The sequence below is a fragment of the Isoptericola sp. NPDC019482 genome, from assembly GCF_040632295.1.
Taxonomy (GTDB): domain Bacteria; phylum Actinomycetota; class Actinomycetes; order Actinomycetales; family Cellulomonadaceae; genus Isoptericola.
In genome coordinates this window covers 16,625-33,702 of the sequence record NZ_JBEYBQ010000033.1, presented here as the reverse complement: position 1 = coordinate 33,702, position 17,078 = coordinate 16,625, and the positions used below count along the sequence as shown (strand labels likewise).

Annotated in this window: 17 protein-coding genes and 1 tRNA gene; 9 read left to right on the top strand and 9 right to left on the bottom strand. The window is 74.6% G+C overall.

What is annotated here, in order from left to right:
• The first annotated feature begins 81 nt into the window (after window positions 1-81).
• The 4 genes from ABZ493_RS17675 to ABZ493_RS17660 all read left to right on the top strand — a co-directional run bounded on the left by ABZ493_RS17675 (window position 82) and on the right by ABZ493_RS17660 (window position 4,463).
• Entirely contained in the window at window positions 82-1,158 is a 1,077-nt protein-coding gene (locus tag ABZ493_RS17675) for a hypothetical protein (RefSeq protein ID WP_430583460.1), read from the top strand.
• Window positions 1,151-2,158 (top strand): alpha/beta hydrolase, encoded by a 1,008-nt coding sequence (locus ABZ493_RS17670; protein WP_430583459.1) that lies wholly within the window; start codon window positions 1,151-1,153, stop codon window positions 2,156-2,158. Before ABZ493_RS17675 ends, ABZ493_RS17670 begins: the two co-directional genes overlap by 8 nt.
• A gap of 83 nt (window positions 2,159-2,241) precedes the next feature.
• Window positions 2,242-3,867 (top strand): Ada metal-binding domain-containing protein, encoded by a 1,626-nt coding sequence (locus ABZ493_RS17665; protein WP_430583458.1) that lies wholly within the window; start codon window positions 2,242-2,244, stop codon window positions 3,865-3,867.
• A 65-nt stretch (window positions 3,868-3,932) separates the two neighbouring features.
• Entirely contained in the window at window positions 3,933-4,463 is a 531-nt protein-coding gene (locus tag ABZ493_RS17660) for a methylated-DNA--[protein]-cysteine S-methyltransferase (RefSeq protein WP_430583457.1), read from the top strand.
• Between the two features lie 42 nt (window positions 4,464-4,505).
• Here ABZ493_RS17660 and ABZ493_RS17655 read toward each other — a convergent pair whose 3' ends face one another.
• The 9 genes from ABZ493_RS17655 to dcd form a co-directional block, all read right to left on the bottom strand.
• Window positions 4,506-5,498 (bottom strand): cation transporter, encoded by a 993-nt coding sequence (locus tag ABZ493_RS17655; RefSeq protein ID WP_430583456.1) that lies wholly within the window; start codon window positions 5,496-5,498, stop codon window positions 4,506-4,508.
• Between the two features lie 23 nt (window positions 5,499-5,521).
• The gene (gene mnhG, locus ABZ493_RS17650; protein WP_430583455.1) at window positions 5,522-5,878 is read right to left on the bottom strand and encodes a monovalent cation/H(+) antiporter subunit G; all 357 of its coding nucleotides are present in this window, start codon (window positions 5,876-5,878) and stop codon (window positions 5,522-5,524) included.
• The gene (locus ABZ493_RS17645; protein WP_430583454.1) at window positions 5,875-6,276 is read right to left on the bottom strand and encodes a monovalent cation/H+ antiporter complex subunit F; all 402 of its coding nucleotides are present in this window, start codon (window positions 6,274-6,276) and stop codon (window positions 5,875-5,877) included. The genes mnhG and ABZ493_RS17645 overlap by 4 nt, the downstream gene beginning before the upstream one ends.
• The gene (locus tag ABZ493_RS17640) at window positions 6,273-6,911 is read right to left on the bottom strand and encodes a Na+/H+ antiporter subunit E (RefSeq protein WP_430583453.1); all 639 of its coding nucleotides are present in this window, start codon (window positions 6,909-6,911) and stop codon (window positions 6,273-6,275) included. Before ABZ493_RS17640 ends, ABZ493_RS17645 begins: the two co-directional genes overlap by 4 nt.
• A complete protein-coding gene (locus ABZ493_RS17635) occupies window positions 6,908-8,524 on the bottom strand; it encodes a Na+/H+ antiporter subunit D (protein WP_430583452.1) in 1,617 nt (538 codons plus the stop codon). The genes ABZ493_RS17640 and ABZ493_RS17635 overlap by 4 nt, the downstream gene beginning before the upstream one ends.
• Window positions 8,524-9,054, bottom strand: coding sequence for a Na(+)/H(+) antiporter subunit C (locus ABZ493_RS17630; protein WP_430583451.1), 531 nt, complete (start codon window positions 9,052-9,054; stop codon window positions 8,524-8,526). The genes ABZ493_RS17635 and ABZ493_RS17630 overlap by 1 nt, the downstream gene beginning before the upstream one ends.
• Entirely contained in the window at window positions 9,051-11,969 is a 2,919-nt protein-coding gene (locus tag ABZ493_RS17625; RefSeq protein ID WP_430583450.1) for a Na+/H+ antiporter subunit A, read from the bottom strand. Before ABZ493_RS17625 ends, ABZ493_RS17630 begins: the two co-directional genes overlap by 4 nt.
• Window positions 11,970-12,084: 115 nt before the next feature.
• The gene (locus tag ABZ493_RS17620) at window positions 12,085-13,212 is read right to left on the bottom strand and encodes a hypothetical protein (protein ID WP_430583449.1); all 1,128 of its coding nucleotides are present in this window, start codon (window positions 13,210-13,212) and stop codon (window positions 12,085-12,087) included.
• Window positions 13,213-13,337: 125 nt separating this feature from the next.
• Window positions 13,338-13,913, bottom strand: a complete 576-nt coding sequence (dcd, locus tag ABZ493_RS17615) for a dCTP deaminase (protein WP_430583448.1) — start codon at window positions 13,911-13,913, stop codon at window positions 13,338-13,340.
• A gap of 302 nt (window positions 13,914-14,215) precedes the next feature.
• Here dcd and ABZ493_RS17610 point away from each other — a divergent pair, with 302 nt between their 5' ends.
• The 5 genes from ABZ493_RS17610 (at window position 14,216) to ABZ493_RS17590 (ending at window position 17,064) form a co-directional block, all read left to right on the top strand.
• Window positions 14,216-14,497, top strand: coding sequence for a hypothetical protein (locus ABZ493_RS17610; RefSeq protein ID WP_430583447.1), 282 nt, complete (start codon window positions 14,216-14,218; stop codon window positions 14,495-14,497).
• Window positions 14,494-14,697: a cold-shock protein gene (locus ABZ493_RS17605; protein ID WP_429765752.1), complete on the top strand. Its 204-nt coding sequence runs from the start codon at window positions 14,494-14,496 to the stop codon at window positions 14,695-14,697. The genes ABZ493_RS17610 and ABZ493_RS17605 overlap by 4 nt, the downstream gene beginning before the upstream one ends.
• 102 nt (window positions 14,698-14,799) lie before the next feature.
• Window positions 14,800-14,873, top strand: a tRNA-Gly gene (locus ABZ493_RS17600).
• 158 nt (window positions 14,874-15,031) lie between these two features.
• Entirely contained in the window at window positions 15,032-15,502 is a 471-nt protein-coding gene (locus tag ABZ493_RS17595; RefSeq protein ID WP_430583446.1) for a nitroreductase family deazaflavin-dependent oxidoreductase, read from the top strand.
• A gap of 137 nt (window positions 15,503-15,639) precedes the next feature.
• A complete protein-coding gene (locus tag ABZ493_RS17590) occupies window positions 15,640-17,064 on the top strand; it encodes a hypothetical protein (protein WP_430583445.1) in 1,425 nt (474 codons plus the stop codon).
• Window positions 17,065-17,078 lie beyond the last annotated feature (14 nt).

Below are 17,078 nucleotides of genomic sequence, written 5' to 3'. Positions count from 1 at the left end.
AGTGTATTCCGCTCAACTTTGATCGCAAGGCGCTCGGGGCGCCGGGTGGCTCGCGGAGGGCCGCTGCGGGATGCTGGGCCGGTGACCACTCCAGCCCGCGGCCCCGTGCGCCGCCTCCGCACCGCGATCGCGGCGGTCCTGGCCGCCGTCGGCCTCCTCGCCCTCGCCGGGTGCATGAAGGTCGACATGGACATGACGCTCTCGGAGGACGACACCGTCTCCGGCACGATCGTCATGGCCGTCTCGAACAGCCTCGCCGAGACCATGGGGATGGAGCCGGGCGAGCTGTGGCAGCAGGCGGGCGGCGAGCTCTCGCAGAACCTGCCCGAGGGCACCTCCCAGGAGCCGTACTCGGACGACGAGTACACCGGCACCAAGTACACCTTCACGGACGCCCCGATCAGCCAGATCTCCGGCGAGGGCGGCGAGGACCTCACCATCACGCGCGACGGCGACGACTACGTCGTCGACGGCACCATGAACCTCTCCGAGGGCGCCGACCAGCTGAGGTCGCTGCCGCAGAACGTCCAGGACGCGTTCGACGTCAGCCTCGCCATCACCTTCCCCGGCCCCGTCAGCGACGCCACCGGCGCCATCGACGGCAACACCGTCACCTGGACGCCGAAGGTCGGCGAGAACACCGAGATCCACGCCGTCGGCTCGGCCACCACCGGCAGCAGCTTCCCGTGGTGGATCGTCGGTCTCGTCGTGGGCCTGATCGTCATCGGGCTCGTCGTGTGGTTCGTCGTGCGGAACAACCGCCGCCCCGCAGTGGCGACGGGAACGGTCACGGGCACCGCGACCGGGGACGCCGCGTTCGCCGCGGAGACGACACCCGGAGTCGTCCCCGCCACCGGCCCGACGCCGGAGGAGCAGGTCTTCGGCGCCCCCGCGGCCCCGCCAGCCGCCGGGCCGACGACCGGCCCCGTGGCCGAGCCGCTCGAGCCCGAGACCGCGCCCGAGGCGACGCCGCCGGCCGGCCCGACCACCGGCCCGACCACCGGCCCGACCACCGGCCCGACGACCGGCCCGACGACCGGCCCCGTCGCCGAGCCGCTGGAGCCGGGCCGCCCGGGCGAGGAGGACACGGTCCGCCAGGAGCCCGGCCAGGAGCCCGGCGACGAGGACCGCCCGTCCGGTCCCACGCACGGTGCCTGACGCGTCGACCGCGCCGCACCCCGAACCCGGGGCGTGGCGCGAGGACGTCCTCGGACCGGACTTCGAGGCCCGCACCCTGCCGCTGCCCGACGGCGCGGAGGCCGTGCTGGTGCGGCACGTGCCGTCCACGCCGGGCGACGACGGCGGCTCACCGGGCGCCGTCGCGCGCACGGCGGTGCTGTCCGTGCACGGGTTCGTCGACTACTTCTTCCACCCGCACGTCGCGCGCGCGGTCGCCGCCCGCGGGCACGCGTTCTACGCCGTCGACCTGCGCGGCCACGGGCGGGCGCTGGCCGCGCACGTCGCCGGCGGGCGCGACCCGAACCTCGTGGACGACCTGACCCTGTACGCCCAGGACCTCGACGCCGCGGCCGCCGTCGTGCGCGCCGCGGGGCACGAGCGGCTGGTGGTGCTCGGGCACTCCACGGGCGGCCTGGTCGCGCCCCTGTGGGCGAACGCCCGCCCCGGCCGCGCGGACGCGCTCGTGCTCAACAGCCCGTGGCTGGAGCTCAACGAGAGCTGGCTGATGCGCGGCCCGGCGACCTGGGCGATCGACGTCGTCGGGCGCGTCGCGCCACGGCTGGTCGTGGGTTCCGTCGGCGAGCACTACGGCGCCGCGCTGCACCACGAGACCGGCGGAGAGTGGGACTACGACCTGGCCTGGAAGCCGCACGCCGGCTTCCCCGCCCGCGCCGGGTGGCTGCGCTCCGTGCGCCGCGCGCACCACCGGGTGGCCCGTGGGCTCGACCTCACGATCCCGGTCCTCGTGCTCGCGTCCGACCGGTCCGGCCCGGCACGGTCGTGGCACGACGAGCTGGTCACCACGGACTCCGTGCTGGACGTCGCGCACATCCGCGACCGGGCGCCCCGCCTGGGGAGCGACGTCACCGTGCGGACGGTCGCCGGCGGCGCGCACGACCTGGCCCTGTCCCCGCGGCCTGCCCGCGACGCCTACCTCGCCGCCGTCCTCGACTGGATCGAGGCGCTTCCCCACTCCTGACCCGCAGCTCCGCCGAACAGGCCCCCACGGCCGTGTCCGATTCCCGCTAGCCGTCCGTCGGGGGCGCGCGTGAGGATGGGGACATGACCACGACAGCCCGGCCGCAGGAGCGGGAGTTCGACGAGCGGTACCGCGCCATCGCCGCGCGGGACACGCGGTTCGACGGCCAGTTCTTCACCGCCGTCCGCTCGACCGGCATCTATTGCCGGCCGTCGTGCCCGGCGCGCACGCCCAAGCCGGAGAACGTCACCTTCTACCTCACCTCGGCGGCGGCGCACGAGGCCGGCTACCGCGCGTGCAAGCGGTGCCTGCCCGAGGCCGCCCCCGGCACGCCCGCCTGGGACCTGCGCCACGACCTCGCCGGACGGGCGATGCGCCTCATCGCCGACGGCGTCGTCGACCGGGAGGGCACGGACGGGCTCGCGGCCCGCCTCGGGTACAGCGCCCGGCACGTGCACCGGCTGCTCGCCGCCGAGCTCGGGGCCGGCCCGCTCGCGCTCGCCCGCGCGCAGCGGGCCCAGACGGCGCGGAGCCTCGTCGTCGGCACCGACCTGCCGCTCGCCGACGTCGCGTTCGCCGCCGGGTTCGGCTCCATCCGGCAGTTCAACGACACGATGACCGAGGTCTTCGCCGTCGCGCCGAGCGAGCTGCGGGCCCGCGCCCGCCGTCGCCCCCCTGCCTTCCAGCAAGCGATCCGTCGCGCCGACGGACCGGGTGCCGCGACGGATCGCTTGGTGGAAGGCGGGTCCGTGGGCGACGTCGCGCGCGTCCGCCTCGACCTCGAGCTGCCGGTGCGCGAGCCGTTCGACGCCCGCGGCGTGGTCGCGTTCCTCGCGGCGCGCGCCGTCGACGGCGTGGAGGTGGCGGACCTCGCCGGCGACGACGTGCGGTACGCCCGCACGCTGCTGCTCCCCCACGGGCCGGGCGCGGCGGAGGTCCTCGCCGGGCCGGGCGTGGGGCCCGGCCGGGTCGCCGTGCGCCTGGAGCTCGCGTCCGCCGCCGACGTCTCGGTCGCGGTGGCCCGCCTGCGCCGACTGCTCGACCTGGACGCCGACCCCGTCGCCGTCGACACGGCCCTCGCGGACGACCCCTCGCTGGCGCCGCTCGTCGCGCGCACGCCCGGCCTGCGCCTGCCCGGCACGGTGGACCCGCACGAGATCGTGGTCCGCGCCATCGTCGGGCAGCAGATCAGCGTCGCGGCGGCGCGCACCCACCTGGGCCGGCTCGCGGCCGGCGCGGGCACCCCCTTCTCGTCGGCGGTGCCCGGGCTCACCCGCCTGTTCCCGACCGCCGCCCAGGTCGCGGCGTCGGCGGCGGACCACCTACGTCTGCCCGCGCGGTCGGTCGCGACGGTCGTCGACACCGCTCGGGCGCTCGACGACGGCACCCTCGCCGTCGGTGTGGGCGATGACGGCGACTCCCTGCGCGCCGCGCTCGTCGCGCGGCGCGGCATCGGGCCGTGGACCGCCGCATACGTGGCGATGCGCGTGCTGCGCGACCCGGACTCCTGGCTCGACGGCGACGTCGCGCTCCTCGCGGGCGCCGCCGCGGCCGGCGTCGACCTGGGGCTGCCCGACGACGGGGAGACGACGCCGACGCGCGCCGCCCGGTCGCGGGCCCTCTCCGCCCGGGCCGAGCGCTGGGCCCCCTGGCGCTCGTACGCCGCGCTGCACCTGTGGCGCGCCGCCCTCCCGCCGACCATGCAGTAGCGCACCTTCTCAGCCCGCATTCCGAGCACGAGTGCATGCTCGGCGCCCGACCCCACGGAGGAACCATGCCCACGAAGCTGTCCGCCCGCACCACCACCCTCAGCACCCCCGACGGCCCGTTCACCGTCGTCGTCGACCCGGACGGCACCGTGCTCGCGTCCGGGTGGACCACCGACACCGACTCCCTCGTCGGCCTCACCCACCCCGACCTCCGCCCCGCCGAGACCGTCGCGGTCGTGGAGGACGACGGGGCCGTCGCGCCCGCCGTCGCGGCCGTGCGCGCCTATTACGCGGGCGACGTCCGCGCGATCGACGCCGTCCCGGTCCGCCAGGTCTCCGGCCCGTACCGCGCGCACGCGTGGGACGTGCTGCGCACGGTCGACGCGGGCGACCCGGTCACCTACACCCGCTACGCGGAGCTGTCCGGCCGCCCGGCCGCGGTCCGCGCTGCGGCGGGCGCGTGCGCGATGAACGCCGCCGCCCTGTTCGTGCCGTGCCACCGCGTGCTGCGCACCGACGGCAGCCTGGGCGGCTTCCGCTACGGCCTGGACGTCAAGCGCAGCCTGCTCGCCCACGAGGCCCGGCACGCCGGCTGAGACCACCGGCTGACCCGGCACGTGCCCGGCCGCGCGACGACGTCAGAGCGACGGCTCCTCCGGCGTGGACACGGTGAACACCGCGCCGGCGATGACGGGCACCCGCGTCGCCGCCCGCTCCAGGTCGTCCAGGCGCCGCGCGACGGTCTCCTCCGGCTCGTTGCCGCTGAGGTCGACGCTGGCCACGAGGTACAGCGACCGCGGCCCCACGTACTCGAGCCGCAGGTACGTGACCCGCTCCACCTGGGGCATCGTCACCAGGTGCGCCAGGACCGCAGCCCGCGTCTCGGGCCGGGCGGCCTCCCCGACGAGGAACCGCCGGTTGCGGTCCACGAGCACGAGGGAGACGACGGCGAGCACGACGCCGACGACGATCGACCCGACGGCGTCGGGCACGGGCGACCCGGTGAGCTGGTGCGCGAGCACGCCGCCGAACGCGACGACGAGGCCGATCAGCGCGGCGGCGTCCTCGGCGTAGACGGCGCGCAGCGTCGGGTCGGACGTGACGAGCACGTGGTGGAGCACGTCGTGCTCGGCCTTCTTCGCCTCGGCCCGTGCCTGCCGGCTGGCCTGCAGGAACGAGACGCCCTCCAGCACGAACGCGATGCCGAGCACCGCGTACGCGACGCCGAAGTCGCTCGCGGGCTCGGGGTGCACCAGCTCCTGGATGCCGTGCGTGATGGAGACGCCGGCGCCGACGGCGAACAGCCCGATGGCCGCGAACATCGACCACACGTAGGCCTCGCGGCCGAAGCCGAGCGGGTGCTCGCGGTCGGCGGGGCGGCGGGAGCGCCGGTCGGCGACGAAGAGGAAGACCTCGTTCCCGGTGTCCGCCCAGGAGTGCACGGCCTCCGCGAGCATCGACGCCGACCCGGTGAGCACGGCGGCGACGGACTTGGCCGCCGCGATGAGCAGGTTGGCGCCGAAGGCGACGGCGACGGTGAGGAGACTCTCGCCGCCGTGCGCGTCCTGCACCACGCGCGCGCTGACGCCGGGCTGCGGAGGGGCGGGGCGGTCGGGCTCGGCGGATGCCATGCGCCCGGTCTATCAGCCGTGGGTCAGTCGGGCTCGCCGAACTCGTTGGGGCGCAGGTCCTCGGGGTCGACCTTGCCGGTGCGGAACCCGGCGCGGCCCACCATGTGCGCGGCGACAGGCGACGTGACGAGCTGGAACGCGACCACCAGCACGAGCATCGCGACGGCCGACCAGCTGCGCACGCGCAGCGCGAGCGCCGTGAGCAGGAGGATGAGGCCCAGCACCTGCGGCTTGGTGACGGTGTGCATGCGGGCCAGCAGCGACGGGAAGCGCACCAGGCCGAGCCCCGCGGCGAGCGTCAGGAACGCGCCGGCGAGCAGGCAGACCGCGGCGACGGTGTCGGCGATCGTGGTCCACAATCCCGGGTCCACGTGGGTCATCGCGGCGCACCCCCCGTGCTCTCGGCGTCGTCCTCGGCATCGATGGCGCGGGCGCCGTCGCGCTGTTCGCCGCGCGGCACGTCGGCGGCGCGCGCCTGCGCGGCGACCTCCTCGGGCGTGCGCACGCGGCCCTCGCCCTCAGGCTCCTTCGCGGCGAACCGCGCCATCGTCACCGAGCCGACGAAGCCCACCATCGACAGGGCGACGAGGATCGGGATGGTCTCCGTGCGCCGCGACCAGACGGCCTCGATCGCGATCGCGCACACGAGCGTGACGGTCAGGGTGTCCAGCGCGACGGCGCGGTCGAGCATCGACGGTCCCCGCTCCACCCGCACGAGGGCGAGCATCGCGGCGACGGCGACGAGCACGGCGGCCGCGATCACGGCGGCGAGCATCATGCGTCCTCCTCCCTTCGCCCGGACGACGGCCGCGGCACGACACCGGAGCCCGCGTCGACGACAGCTCCGGCGTCGCCGGGCGCGAGCCCGCACCGGGACAGCACGGCGTCGCTGGCGAACGCGCGCAGCACCCGCTCCTCCAGCGCGAGCGTGTCGCGCCGCACGGCCTCGGGGCCGCCGGAGGCGTCGATGTCGAGCACGTGCAGGTAGACGACGCCGGTGCTGCGGCGCGCCTCCACGACCAGCGACCCCGGCACCAGCGACGACATCACCGCGGTGATGGTGAGGTAGGCGTCCTCGGGGTTGCGCAGCCGGACGGCGACGATCGCGCCGTGCGGCGTCGGGCCCGGCCGGACGGCCTTCCACGCCACCTCGAAGGACGCGACGAACAGGTCCGAGACGAACCGCGCCACGAGCACGAGGGCCCGCCACGGCCGCACGGTGCCGTGCATCTCGATGGTGGGCAGCGGGAAGAGCGTGACCACCGCGCCGGCGATCACGGCGCCCGCGATGACGTTGGCCCACGACAGGTCGCCCCACAGCAGCACCCACACGGCGGTGAGCAGGACGAGCGCGTGCCACTGCGAGCCGAGCCGGCGCAGCAGGTGGGCGGGTCGGCGCGAGGTCGGGCTCATCCGTGCCCACCCCCCTCGGCCGATCCCTGCGCGTCGTCGGCGTCGTCGCCCACGACGACGGACTCGCCGCGGCCCCGGTCCGCGCCGTCGGGGAAGACGGCGTCCACGTACGTGTGGCCGTCCATCGACGCGGTGGCGGCACGCTCGGCGTACCCGTACAGCGGGCCGGCGGCGACGGTGAGCAGCAGGCCGAACGCGACCAGCGCACCGGTGGGCAGCACCATGCCGCGCGGCAGCGGCACGTCGGACTCGATCTCCTCCGACGGCGCCTGCCAGAACGCCTTGTTCCACGCCTTGACCACGGCGTAGAGGGTGAGCAGCGACGTCACGACCGACCCGACGACGAGCACCCACGCCAGCCCCGTCCCGACGGTCGCGCCCTCGGTGAGCAGCCCGACCTTGCCGAGGAACCCGGACAGCGGCGGGATGCCGGCCAGGTTGAGCGCGGGCACGAAGAACAGCACCGCGAGCCCCGGGGCGAGCTTGGCGAGCCCGCCGAGCCGGTCGAGCGACGTCGACCCGCCCCGCCACTCGACGAGGCCCACCACGAGGAACAGCGCCGTCTGGACGGAGATGTGGTGCACCACGTAGTAGATGGCCGCGGCCGTGCCCGCCTCGGTGGCGAGCGCGATGCCGAAGATCATGTAGCCGATGTGGCTGACCAGGGTGAACGACAGCAGGCGTTTGACGTCGTTCTGCGCCACGGCGCCCAGGATCCCGATGACCATGGTGAGCAGCGCGAGCACCATGAGCACCTGGTCGACGGTGGGGTTGTCCGGGAAGAGCAGGGTCTGCGTGCGCAGGATCGAGTACACGCCCACCTTGGTGAGCAGGCCCGCGAACACGGCGGTGACCGGCGCGGGCGCCGTCGGGTAGGAGTCCGGCAGCCACGCGGACAGCGGGAAGATGGCGGCCTTGATGCCGAAGGCGAGGAGCAGCAGGAGCTGCAGCGCCGTGCGCACCGTCGGGTCGATCTCCGGCAGCCGCTCGGCGAGCTGCGCCATGTTCACCGTGCCGGTCGCGCCGTAGATGAGCGCGATCGCGGTGAGGAAGAGCAGCGACGACACCAGCGTGACGATGATGTACACCGACCCGGCGCGGACGCGCTCGGCCGTGCCACCCAGGGTGAGCAGCACCGCGGACGACGCGAGCAGGATCTCGAACCCGACGTAGAGGTTGAACAGGTCGCCGGTGAGGAACGCGTTCGCGACGCCGGCGGCCAGGATGAGGAACGTCGGGTGGAAGATCGCGACGGGGATCATGTCGCCGCGCGTGGTGCCCGGGTCGTCCTCCCCCTCGGGCACGCCCTGCCCCAGGGAGTACAGGAGCACGCACAGCAGCATCACGAACGAGACGGTGAGCATCACCGCGGAGATGCGGTCGGCCACCAGGTCGATGCCGACGGGCACGGCCCACGAGCCCACCTCGACGACGATGGGCCCGCCGTCCGCGGCGACCAGCAGCCCGACGGACGCCGCGAGGGCGGCGGCGAGCGCGGTGACGCTGATGATGCGCTGCACGCGGGCGTACCGGTGCAGGGCGAGCGTCAGGCCCGCCGCGAACAGCGGGAGCATGACGGGCAGCGGCACCAGCGTGGCGGAGTCCCAGGGCATCAGGGGCGCTCCTTGCTGCCGTCGGCGCGGTGACCGTCGGCGCGGTGACCGTCGTCGTCGCTGTCGTCGACGTCGTCGTACACGTCGGCGGCCTCCTCGTCGAGCGTCTGGTCGAGCCCGCCGGCGTCCGCGTCCTCGAACGCGGGCGCGTTGAGCGCGGCGTGCCGGGCGACGCGCCGGTCCTCGACGTCGTCCGCGACCTCGTCGTGCCCGTGCAGCTGCCAGGACCGGTAGGCCAGGGCCAGCACGAACGCCGTGAGCGCGAGCGTGATGACGATCGAGGTGAGCACCATCGCCTGGGCGAGGGGGTCGCTCATCCGCACGCCCTCGGGGGCGTTGCCGATGATGGGCGACGCGCCGGAGCGGCCACCCATGACCAGCAGCATGAGGTTGACGCCGTTGCCGATGAGGACGAAGCCGAGCAGCACCCGGGTCAGCGGCCGCTCCAGCAGCAGGTAGACGCCGGTGGCGAAGAGGACGCCGATGGCCAGCACGAGGATCGCCGGTGGCGTGTTCTCGAGGACGATCACGCGGACACCTCCTCACGGGCGGGCCGCGGGTCCTGGCGGTCGATCTCGGCGCCGAGCGTGCGCAGCAGGTCGAGCACCAGGCCGACGACGACGAGCATCACGCCGATGTCGAAGAACAGCGAGGTCACGAGGTGCACCTCGCCGAGCACCGGGAAGTGCAGGTTGACGATCGTGCTCTGCAGCACCTCCTGCCCGGCGACGAGCGTCGCGAGGCCTACACCGGCGGAGAGGAACAGGCCGGTGCCGAGCAGCACGCCGGGGTTGACCGGCGCGGCCTCGCCCAGCTCGTACCGCCCGCCCGCGAGGTACCGGACGGCGAACGCGATGCCCACGACGAGCCCCGCGGCGAAGCCGCCGCCGGGCGCGTTGTGCCCGCTGAACAGCAGGAACAGCGCGAACACGATCATGGCGTGGAAGACCACGCGGGTGACGACCTCGAACAGCACGGACCGGCGCTCCGGCTCCAGCGTGCTGCCCGCGGCGAGCCACACGCGGCGCGTGTGCTGGTCGGACCGGCTGACCTCGTCCACGCGGGACAGCCGCAGCACCTCGCCGCTGCGCTGCCGCAGGAAGATGAGCGACGCGACGCCGGTCGCGGCGACGAGCAGCACCGAGATCTCGCCCACGGTGTCCCAGGCGCGGATGTCGACCAGGGTCACGTTGACGATGTTCTTGCCGCCGCCCCACGTGTAGGCCTCGTCGGGGAAGTGGGTGCTGATCGGCTCGGCGACCCGCACCAGCGGCGCCGCGATCGTGAACGCCATCATGACGGCGCCGGACACCACGGCCAGCGCGAGCCGCACCCAGCGGCTGGCGGCGAGCGGCCGGTCGGTGAAGTACGGCGGCATGCGGCGCAGCACCAGCACCATGACGACCAGCGTGATCGTCTCGCACAGCACCTGGGTGAGCGCGAGGTCGGGCGCGCCGTGCAGCATGAACAGGGTCGCGTTGGCGTACCCGGCGACGCCCACCAGCACGACGGCCTTGAGGCGGCGGCGGGCGCGCGCGGCGAGCACGCAGGCGACGACGACGACGGCGACGACCGCGGCGTCGGCGGGGCGGTCCCACAGCACCAGCTCCACCTGGGGGTGGCCGTTGAGCAGCCCGGACGCGATGACGGTGCCCGGCGCGACCGCGAGGACGACGAGGATCACGCCGAGGTAGACCGGCAGCGAGCCGCGCTGGGTGGCGGCGGTGACGTCGGCGGCAAGGTCGTCCAGGCGGCGCATGGTGCGGCGGTAGGTGACCTCGGCGGAGCGCGGCGACCACAGGAGGTCCTGCGCCTTCTCCACGCGAGCGCGCTGCCAGAAGAGGACGAAGCCCGCGAGCAGCACCAGCACGGTGATGGCGAGGACCGGGGTGAACCCGCCCCACAGCACGAGGTGGCCCGGATCGCCGGCCGGGTAGCGGTCCGCGTACGGGGCGAGCAGCCGTTCCCCCGTGGCCGGCACCAGCGCGACGGCGAGGCCGAGCAGCGCGAGCACGAGCGGCGGGGTGACGAGCAGCCACGGCTGGCGGCGCACCGGCGTCGCGGGCGCGGGCTCCGCGGCGGCGTCGCGCGTCGTCGGGGTCTCGCCCGCGGCGCCCGCCGCGACCGCGCCCGGCCGCCGCTTCGTGCCGAACGCCCCCCACGCGAACCGCAGGCCGTACGCCACGGTCAGGGCCGACCCCACGACGACGGCGAGCAGCGCGATCCACTCGAGCGCCCCGGCGCCGTGCGTGACGTCGTGCCACAGCCCCTCGAGCGCGGCCTCCTTGGCGACGTAGCCGGCGAACGGCGGGAAACCGATCATCGAGGCCGTGGCGAGCACGCCCGCGACGGCGGTGAACGGCATCGTGCGCCACAGCCCGGACAGCTTGCGCAGGTCGCGGGTGCCGGTGGCGACGTCGACCGCGCCGACGACGAGGAACAGCGCCGCCTTGAACATGGCGTGCGCGCCGAGCATCGCGAGGCCGGCGAGCGCGAGCGCCTTGGTGCCGAGCCCCAGGAGCAGCACGATCAGGCCGAGCTGGGAGACGGTGCCGAACGCGAGGACGAGCTTGAGGTCGTGCTGGCGCAACGCCTGGTAGCCGCCCAGCAGCAGGGTGCCGCCGCCCAGGACCAGCACCAGCCAGCGCCACACCGGCAGGTCCGCGAACGCCGGGGCGAAGCGCGCCACGAGGTAGACGCCCGCCTTGACCATGGCCGCCGCGTGCAGGTACGCGGACACCGGCGTCGGGGCCGCCATCGCCGCGGGGAGCCAGAAGTGGAACGGGATGAGCGCGGACTTCGTCGCGGCGCCGGCGAGGAGGCAGACCGCCGCCCACGTCACCGCGGTGCCCGACGGCGGGTCCGCGACCAGCTCCGAGACACGCCAGGTGTCGCCCGCGACGCCGAGGATGATCAGCCCGACCAGCATGGCGAGGCCGCCCGCCGTCGTGACGATGATGGCCTGCATGGCCGCCCGTCGCGACGCCTTGCGGTCCGCGTAGTGGCCGATGAGCAGGTAGGAGAAGACGGTGGTCAGCTCCCAGAACACGAACAGGAGCAGCAGGTCGTCGGCGACGACGAGTCCCACCATGGCGGCGGCGAAGGCCGTGAGGACGGCCGCGAACCGGCCGAGCCCGAGGGCGTCGCGCGCGAAGTAGGCGGAGCAGTAGAGCAGCACCAGGGCGCCGACGCCGCCCACCACGAGCAGCATGAACCACGCGAGCGTGTCGAGCTGCAGGGTGATCGACAGGTGCAGGCCGGGCACCCACGGGACCTCGGTGGTCGGGAAGTCGCCGGCGGTCACCCGGGGCGTCATCGCCAGCGCGTACGCGGCGGCCGACGCGGGCCCGAGGGCCAGCACCCAGAAGGCTCTCCTGCCCACCCACGCCACCAGAGCCGGCGCCGCGAGGGCCAGCAGGAAGGTGAAGAGCAGCACTGAGAGCACAGCACTCCGTCCGGTCGAGGGGCGGGGCGTCGGCTTTACTTTACCGGCATCGAGGGATGGTCCGACGCTGACGAGATGACAGGTGGGTGTGACCTGGGTCGCTCGACGCCGCGCCCTACAGGTCCTCGGGGGCCAGCAGGAAGTCCGCCTCGTCGGCGATCTCGCCGCCCACGGCGGCGTGGATCGCCACCGCCATCTTCCCGACGAGGTCGGCGGCGCGACGCCGCGCGACGACGTGCGCCGCCTGCGGGAACTCCTGGTTCGCCTCGTACACGTCCGGCGGGTCCCACCGCACGTGGTAGCAGACGGCGCCCGCGGCGGCCCACGGCAGCTCGCGCACCAGCAGGGGCAGGGTCTCGTCGCCCGTCACCTCGACGGTGACGGAGCCGTCGAGGCCGAGGTCGGTCGTCAGGCCGTACGCGTCGAGCACCATCGGCGCCTGCAGGGCCTCGATGTCGACGTCGTCGGCGCGCTCGTGGATCGCCTTGCGCACCTCGGGATCGAGCGGCTCCCCCGGGTACAGGGGCCGGTCCGCGATCCCCGCCGGCGGGCCCTGGTACGGCCTGCCCTCCGTCGCGAGCCGCACCCGCGGGTGCGTGGCCTGCAGCACGCGGTGCGCGGCCTGCGGGTCCAGCCAGATGTCGGAGTACACGGTGAGGTCCACGGCCCGGTCCGGGTCGGGGGTCAGCACCACGCCCGGCCCGGCCGGGCGGCGGCCGCCGTCGGCGTCGTCCCACGTGCCGGCGACGTCGAGCCGCACCGAACCGCCCAGGCGACGCGCGGTCTGGACCAGCCAGGCGACGACGCGCTCCTCCTCGCGGTTCGGCAGCGCCGCCGGGAAAGCGCGACCGATGCCGTCCCGGTCGCCGCCGAACCGGGTGGCGTCGTCCCAGCGCTCGCGCGGGCACACGACGTCGAACACCATCGCGGTGCCCGACGGCAGACCGGCCTCGACGTCCTTGCCGCCCTTGCCCGACGGCGCGTACGGGCCCGAGACGGCGCTGTGGCGCGACAGCCGCAGCACCCCCGGCTCCCCCGGGTTGGCCATCCGGCCCACCGGGACGTCCGCCCCGGGCAGGTCCGCGGGGACCACGTCCCAGCGCGTCCCGACGAAGCGGGACATCGCGAGGACCTCGATCTCGTCGACCACGACGTCCGACGGCACGCCCAACAGGTGTCGCGCCTGGTGACCCTGCGCCGCCACCTGGGGCAACGGCGGCAGGGTGGGCTGGTTCTGGGCCACTTGGCGGAGCTCCTTCCGGGACCGGGGCGCGCCGGTGCCGGCGCGGCGGGACCGAGCGTAGCGACGTCCGGACCCGTCGCGGAACGGCCCGTCAGGCGTCCCGGTGCCGCGGCCGCGCGCCGCGCTCAGACCTCGCTCCGGTGGAACGACTGCCACGACCTGCTCGCCGTCGGGCCGCGCTGCCCCTGGTAGCGCGAGCCGTACGCGTCCGAGCCGTACGGGTGCTCCGCCGGGGACGACAGGCGGAAGAAGCACATCTGGCCGATCTTCATGCCGGGCCACAGCGTGATCGGCAGCGTCGCGACGTTGCTGAGCTCCAGCGTGACGTGCCCGGAGAAACCGGGGTCGATGAACCCGGCCGTGCTGTGCGTGAGCAGGCCCAGCCGCCCCAGCGACGACTTGCCCTCGAGGCGCGCCGCGACGTCGTCGGGCAGCGTCACCGACTCGAACGTCGAGCCCAGCACGAACTCGCCCGGGTGCAGCACGAACGGCTCGTCCGGCGCGACGTCGACCAGGCGCGTCAGCTCGGGCTGCTCCTGCGACGGGTCGATGAAGGGGTACTTGTGGTTGTCGAACAGCCGGAAGTACCGGTCGAGGCGGACGTCGATGCTGGAGGGCTGGAGCATCGTCGGGTCGTACGGGTCGAGGACGACCCGCCCGGCGTCGAGCTCGGCCCGGATGTCGCGGTCGGAGAGCAGCACGGGGACACGGTAGTCGGGTCGGGCGGGGAGCGCTCCGCCGTCCGACCGCGGGGCCCGACCGGCCCTCGTGTACCATGGAGGCCGCGCACGCCGCGGGATCCGACCCCGGCACTCTTCGGTACCTCGCATCGAAGCCAGGTCCGCGCGCAGACGGCGAACCGCCGTCCACGACGATCTCCGCCCGACGAACCGAACACCGAGTCGCGCGGAGCGAGAGCAGAGCAGAGAGCATCACTTCTTCCACCATCGCAAGGCCCCTCACGTCCGCGTCCGCGGCGGAGGGCACCACCCGACCCACCCCCGTGTGGCGCCGGGCCGACGACGACCTGTGGGTCGCGACGGTCGACGGCGAGTACGGGGGCATGATCACCCGACACCCGGACGGCTTCCACGTGCACGACCGCTTCTCGCGGCCCGTCGCCGTCGTCCCCACCCTGGCCGAGGCGACGGCGCAGCACGCGCCCGCCCGCCACGTCACCGCGCGCGCTCGTCGAGCCCGCGCCCGCACCGTCCGCACCCGCCCGGGTGCGACGACCGGACCGGCGTTCGCTGGTCCGTCGCATCAACGAGAGAAGACACCATGACCACCGGAACTGTGAAGTGGTTCAACGAGGAGAAGGGGTTCGGCTTCATCGCCCCCTCCGACGGCACCGCCGACGTGTTCGCGCACTACAGCGCCATCGTCGCGGACGGCTTCCGCTCCCTCAACGAGGGCCAGCAGGTCGAGTTCGACGTCACGCAGGGCCCCAAGGGCATGCAGGCGTCCAACATCCGCCCGCTCTGACGCCGCCGCCGGCACGCCGTCCGCGGCGTGCCGGCCACCGGTTCGGAGCATCACCCCCGGTTGGGTATGATCGGGGCGCGCACACCGTCAGGGTGCTGCTGCGCGGGTGTAGTTCAATGGTAGAACTTCAGCTTCCCAAGCTGACAGCGCGGGTTCGATTCCCGTCACCCGCTCCACCGCGAGGCCCGGACCGTTCGGTCCGGGCCTTGGTCGTTCCCGGACCCACCGCTCACCGCGGCAGTCTGCGCTCGGGGCGGCAGTTCGAACTGCCGCGCCGGGCGCGAAGTGCCGCGCCGACGGGACGACGACGGCCCGCGCCGATACGTTCGCAGGCATGAGCCTCGCGTCCCGTCTGCTGCACACCCGATGGTTCGTCCGCGCCCCGATCGGCATGTTCCGGGCGGGTCTGGGCTTCCTCACGGGCGGCCGGCTGCTCATGATGCAGCACCGCGGGCGCAGCAGCGGGCAGCGGCGGTACGTCGTGCTCGAGGTGGTCGCGCGGCCGGCGGCGGACCGCGCCGTCGTGGTCGCCGGGCTGGGGCCGCGGTCGCAGTGGTTCCGCAACGTGCAGGCCGACGCGCGCGTGCTCGTGTCGATCGGGACACGGCGCGACGTCCGGTCCCGGGCCGTCGTGCTGGCCCCGGACGACGGCGCCGCGATCCTGCGCTCGTACACCGACGCGCACCCCGGACCGTGGGCGACGCTCGGCCCCGTCCTCGCCGAGTGGGCCGAGCCGCTCGCCGCCGAGCGGGGCGAACAGGACTGGCTGCGCGTCGTGCCGGTGGTCGAGCTGCACCTCGGGTGAGCGCCCTGGGCGACGATTTCACCCGCTGATGGGCCCACCTCACCCCCGCCCCCACGGGCGGCGCCACACGGCCGGTGCCTACGCTTCTCGGGCCGATCGCGCCGTCCTGGTGCGCGTCCGGAGCCCCAGGGGGAACCATGCAGGCACGCGCGATCACCATCGCAGCCCTCGTCGCCACGGCGGCCCTGCTGGCGGAGCCGCTCGCGGCCGTCGGCGTCCCGGCCGCCGCACCGTCGGCATCGTCGGCATCGTCGGCATCGTCGGCGAACACGACGGCGGTCACGTCGGCGGACACGTCGCCCGCGCCGGGACGGGCGCCCGACGCCGAGGCCGTCGACGACGTCGTGCGGTGGCAGTCCGCCGTCACCGGTCCGGACCTCTCGCAGGCCCGCGTCCGCGCCCAGACGGACCGCAGCGTGCACCGTGTGGACGTCGCCGTGGCGACGCCGCACTGGATGTCGAAGAGCCGGGCGGCGCAGCTGGTGCGGAACGCCGACGTCGACGCCCTGCTCGCCAAGGTGTCGGCGTACTGGTCGCGGCAGTCGGGCGGCCGGGTCCGGTTCGTGCGCGCCTCCGAGATCAAGCGCATCGACACCGGCGACGGATCGTGCACGACGACCGGCCGCATCCTCACGCAGGTGAAGCGGGGCGGGCGCGCGCACTACGGCGCGGACTGGATGGACTCCACGACCCGCGGCCCGGGCACCCGCGAGCACCTCGTGGTCCTCTTCCCGTACCTGCGCGGCGACTACCCGGGCGGCCCGCGCGAGACGGACACGTGCGGCGGCACGCTCGGGCTCGGCTCGCTGCCGAGCAAGGCGGGCCGCGACAACCCCGGGGGCTGGTCGTTCTCGCTCTTCGGCGGCCCGGACGGAGCGACCCGGAGCTCGCGCTTCGGTCACGCCCAGTACGCGACGGCGGTGTCCACGCTGGCGCACGAGCTCGGCCACAACATGGGCCTGGAGCACTCGGGGGTGGGCTGGTGCACGGGAAGCGTCCCGGACCGTACCTTCACCTCGTCCCGCTGCGGCGCGCTCGAAGGGCTCGACCCGATGGACCTGATGGGGGCCGACTTCGCGGCCGTCGGTACGGCGCCGCTGTCCGGCGCGCAGAAGAAGCGCCTCGGCGTGCTCCCGTCGTCCGACGTCGTGACCGTCACCAGGAAGGGTGGCGCGCGCACCGTGACGCTCGACGCCCGGCACCGGAGCACCAGCCGGCCCACCCTGCTGCGCGCCGTCGACCCGACGACCGGGCAGTACTACTACGTGGAGTTCCGGCGCCCGTCCGGGGCCCGATACCCGTACCTCGGCGGGATCCCCTGGCGGGCGGGAGGCGACTACACCGTGGCGTACGGGATCACGGTGAGCCGGCTCGGACGGCAGGGCTCGACGTGGGCCTACCCCGGCGAGCACCTGATCGTGCCGATGGGCAAGGAGTCCGCCCGGCGGTCGAACCTGCGCGAGGGTTCGTCGTTCACCACCCGATCGGGGGCGATGCGGGTCACCGTGCGCTCCACGTCCGACGGCGTCGCGACGGTGCGCGTGACGTTCCCGCGGACCTGACCCGCGCCTCCGGA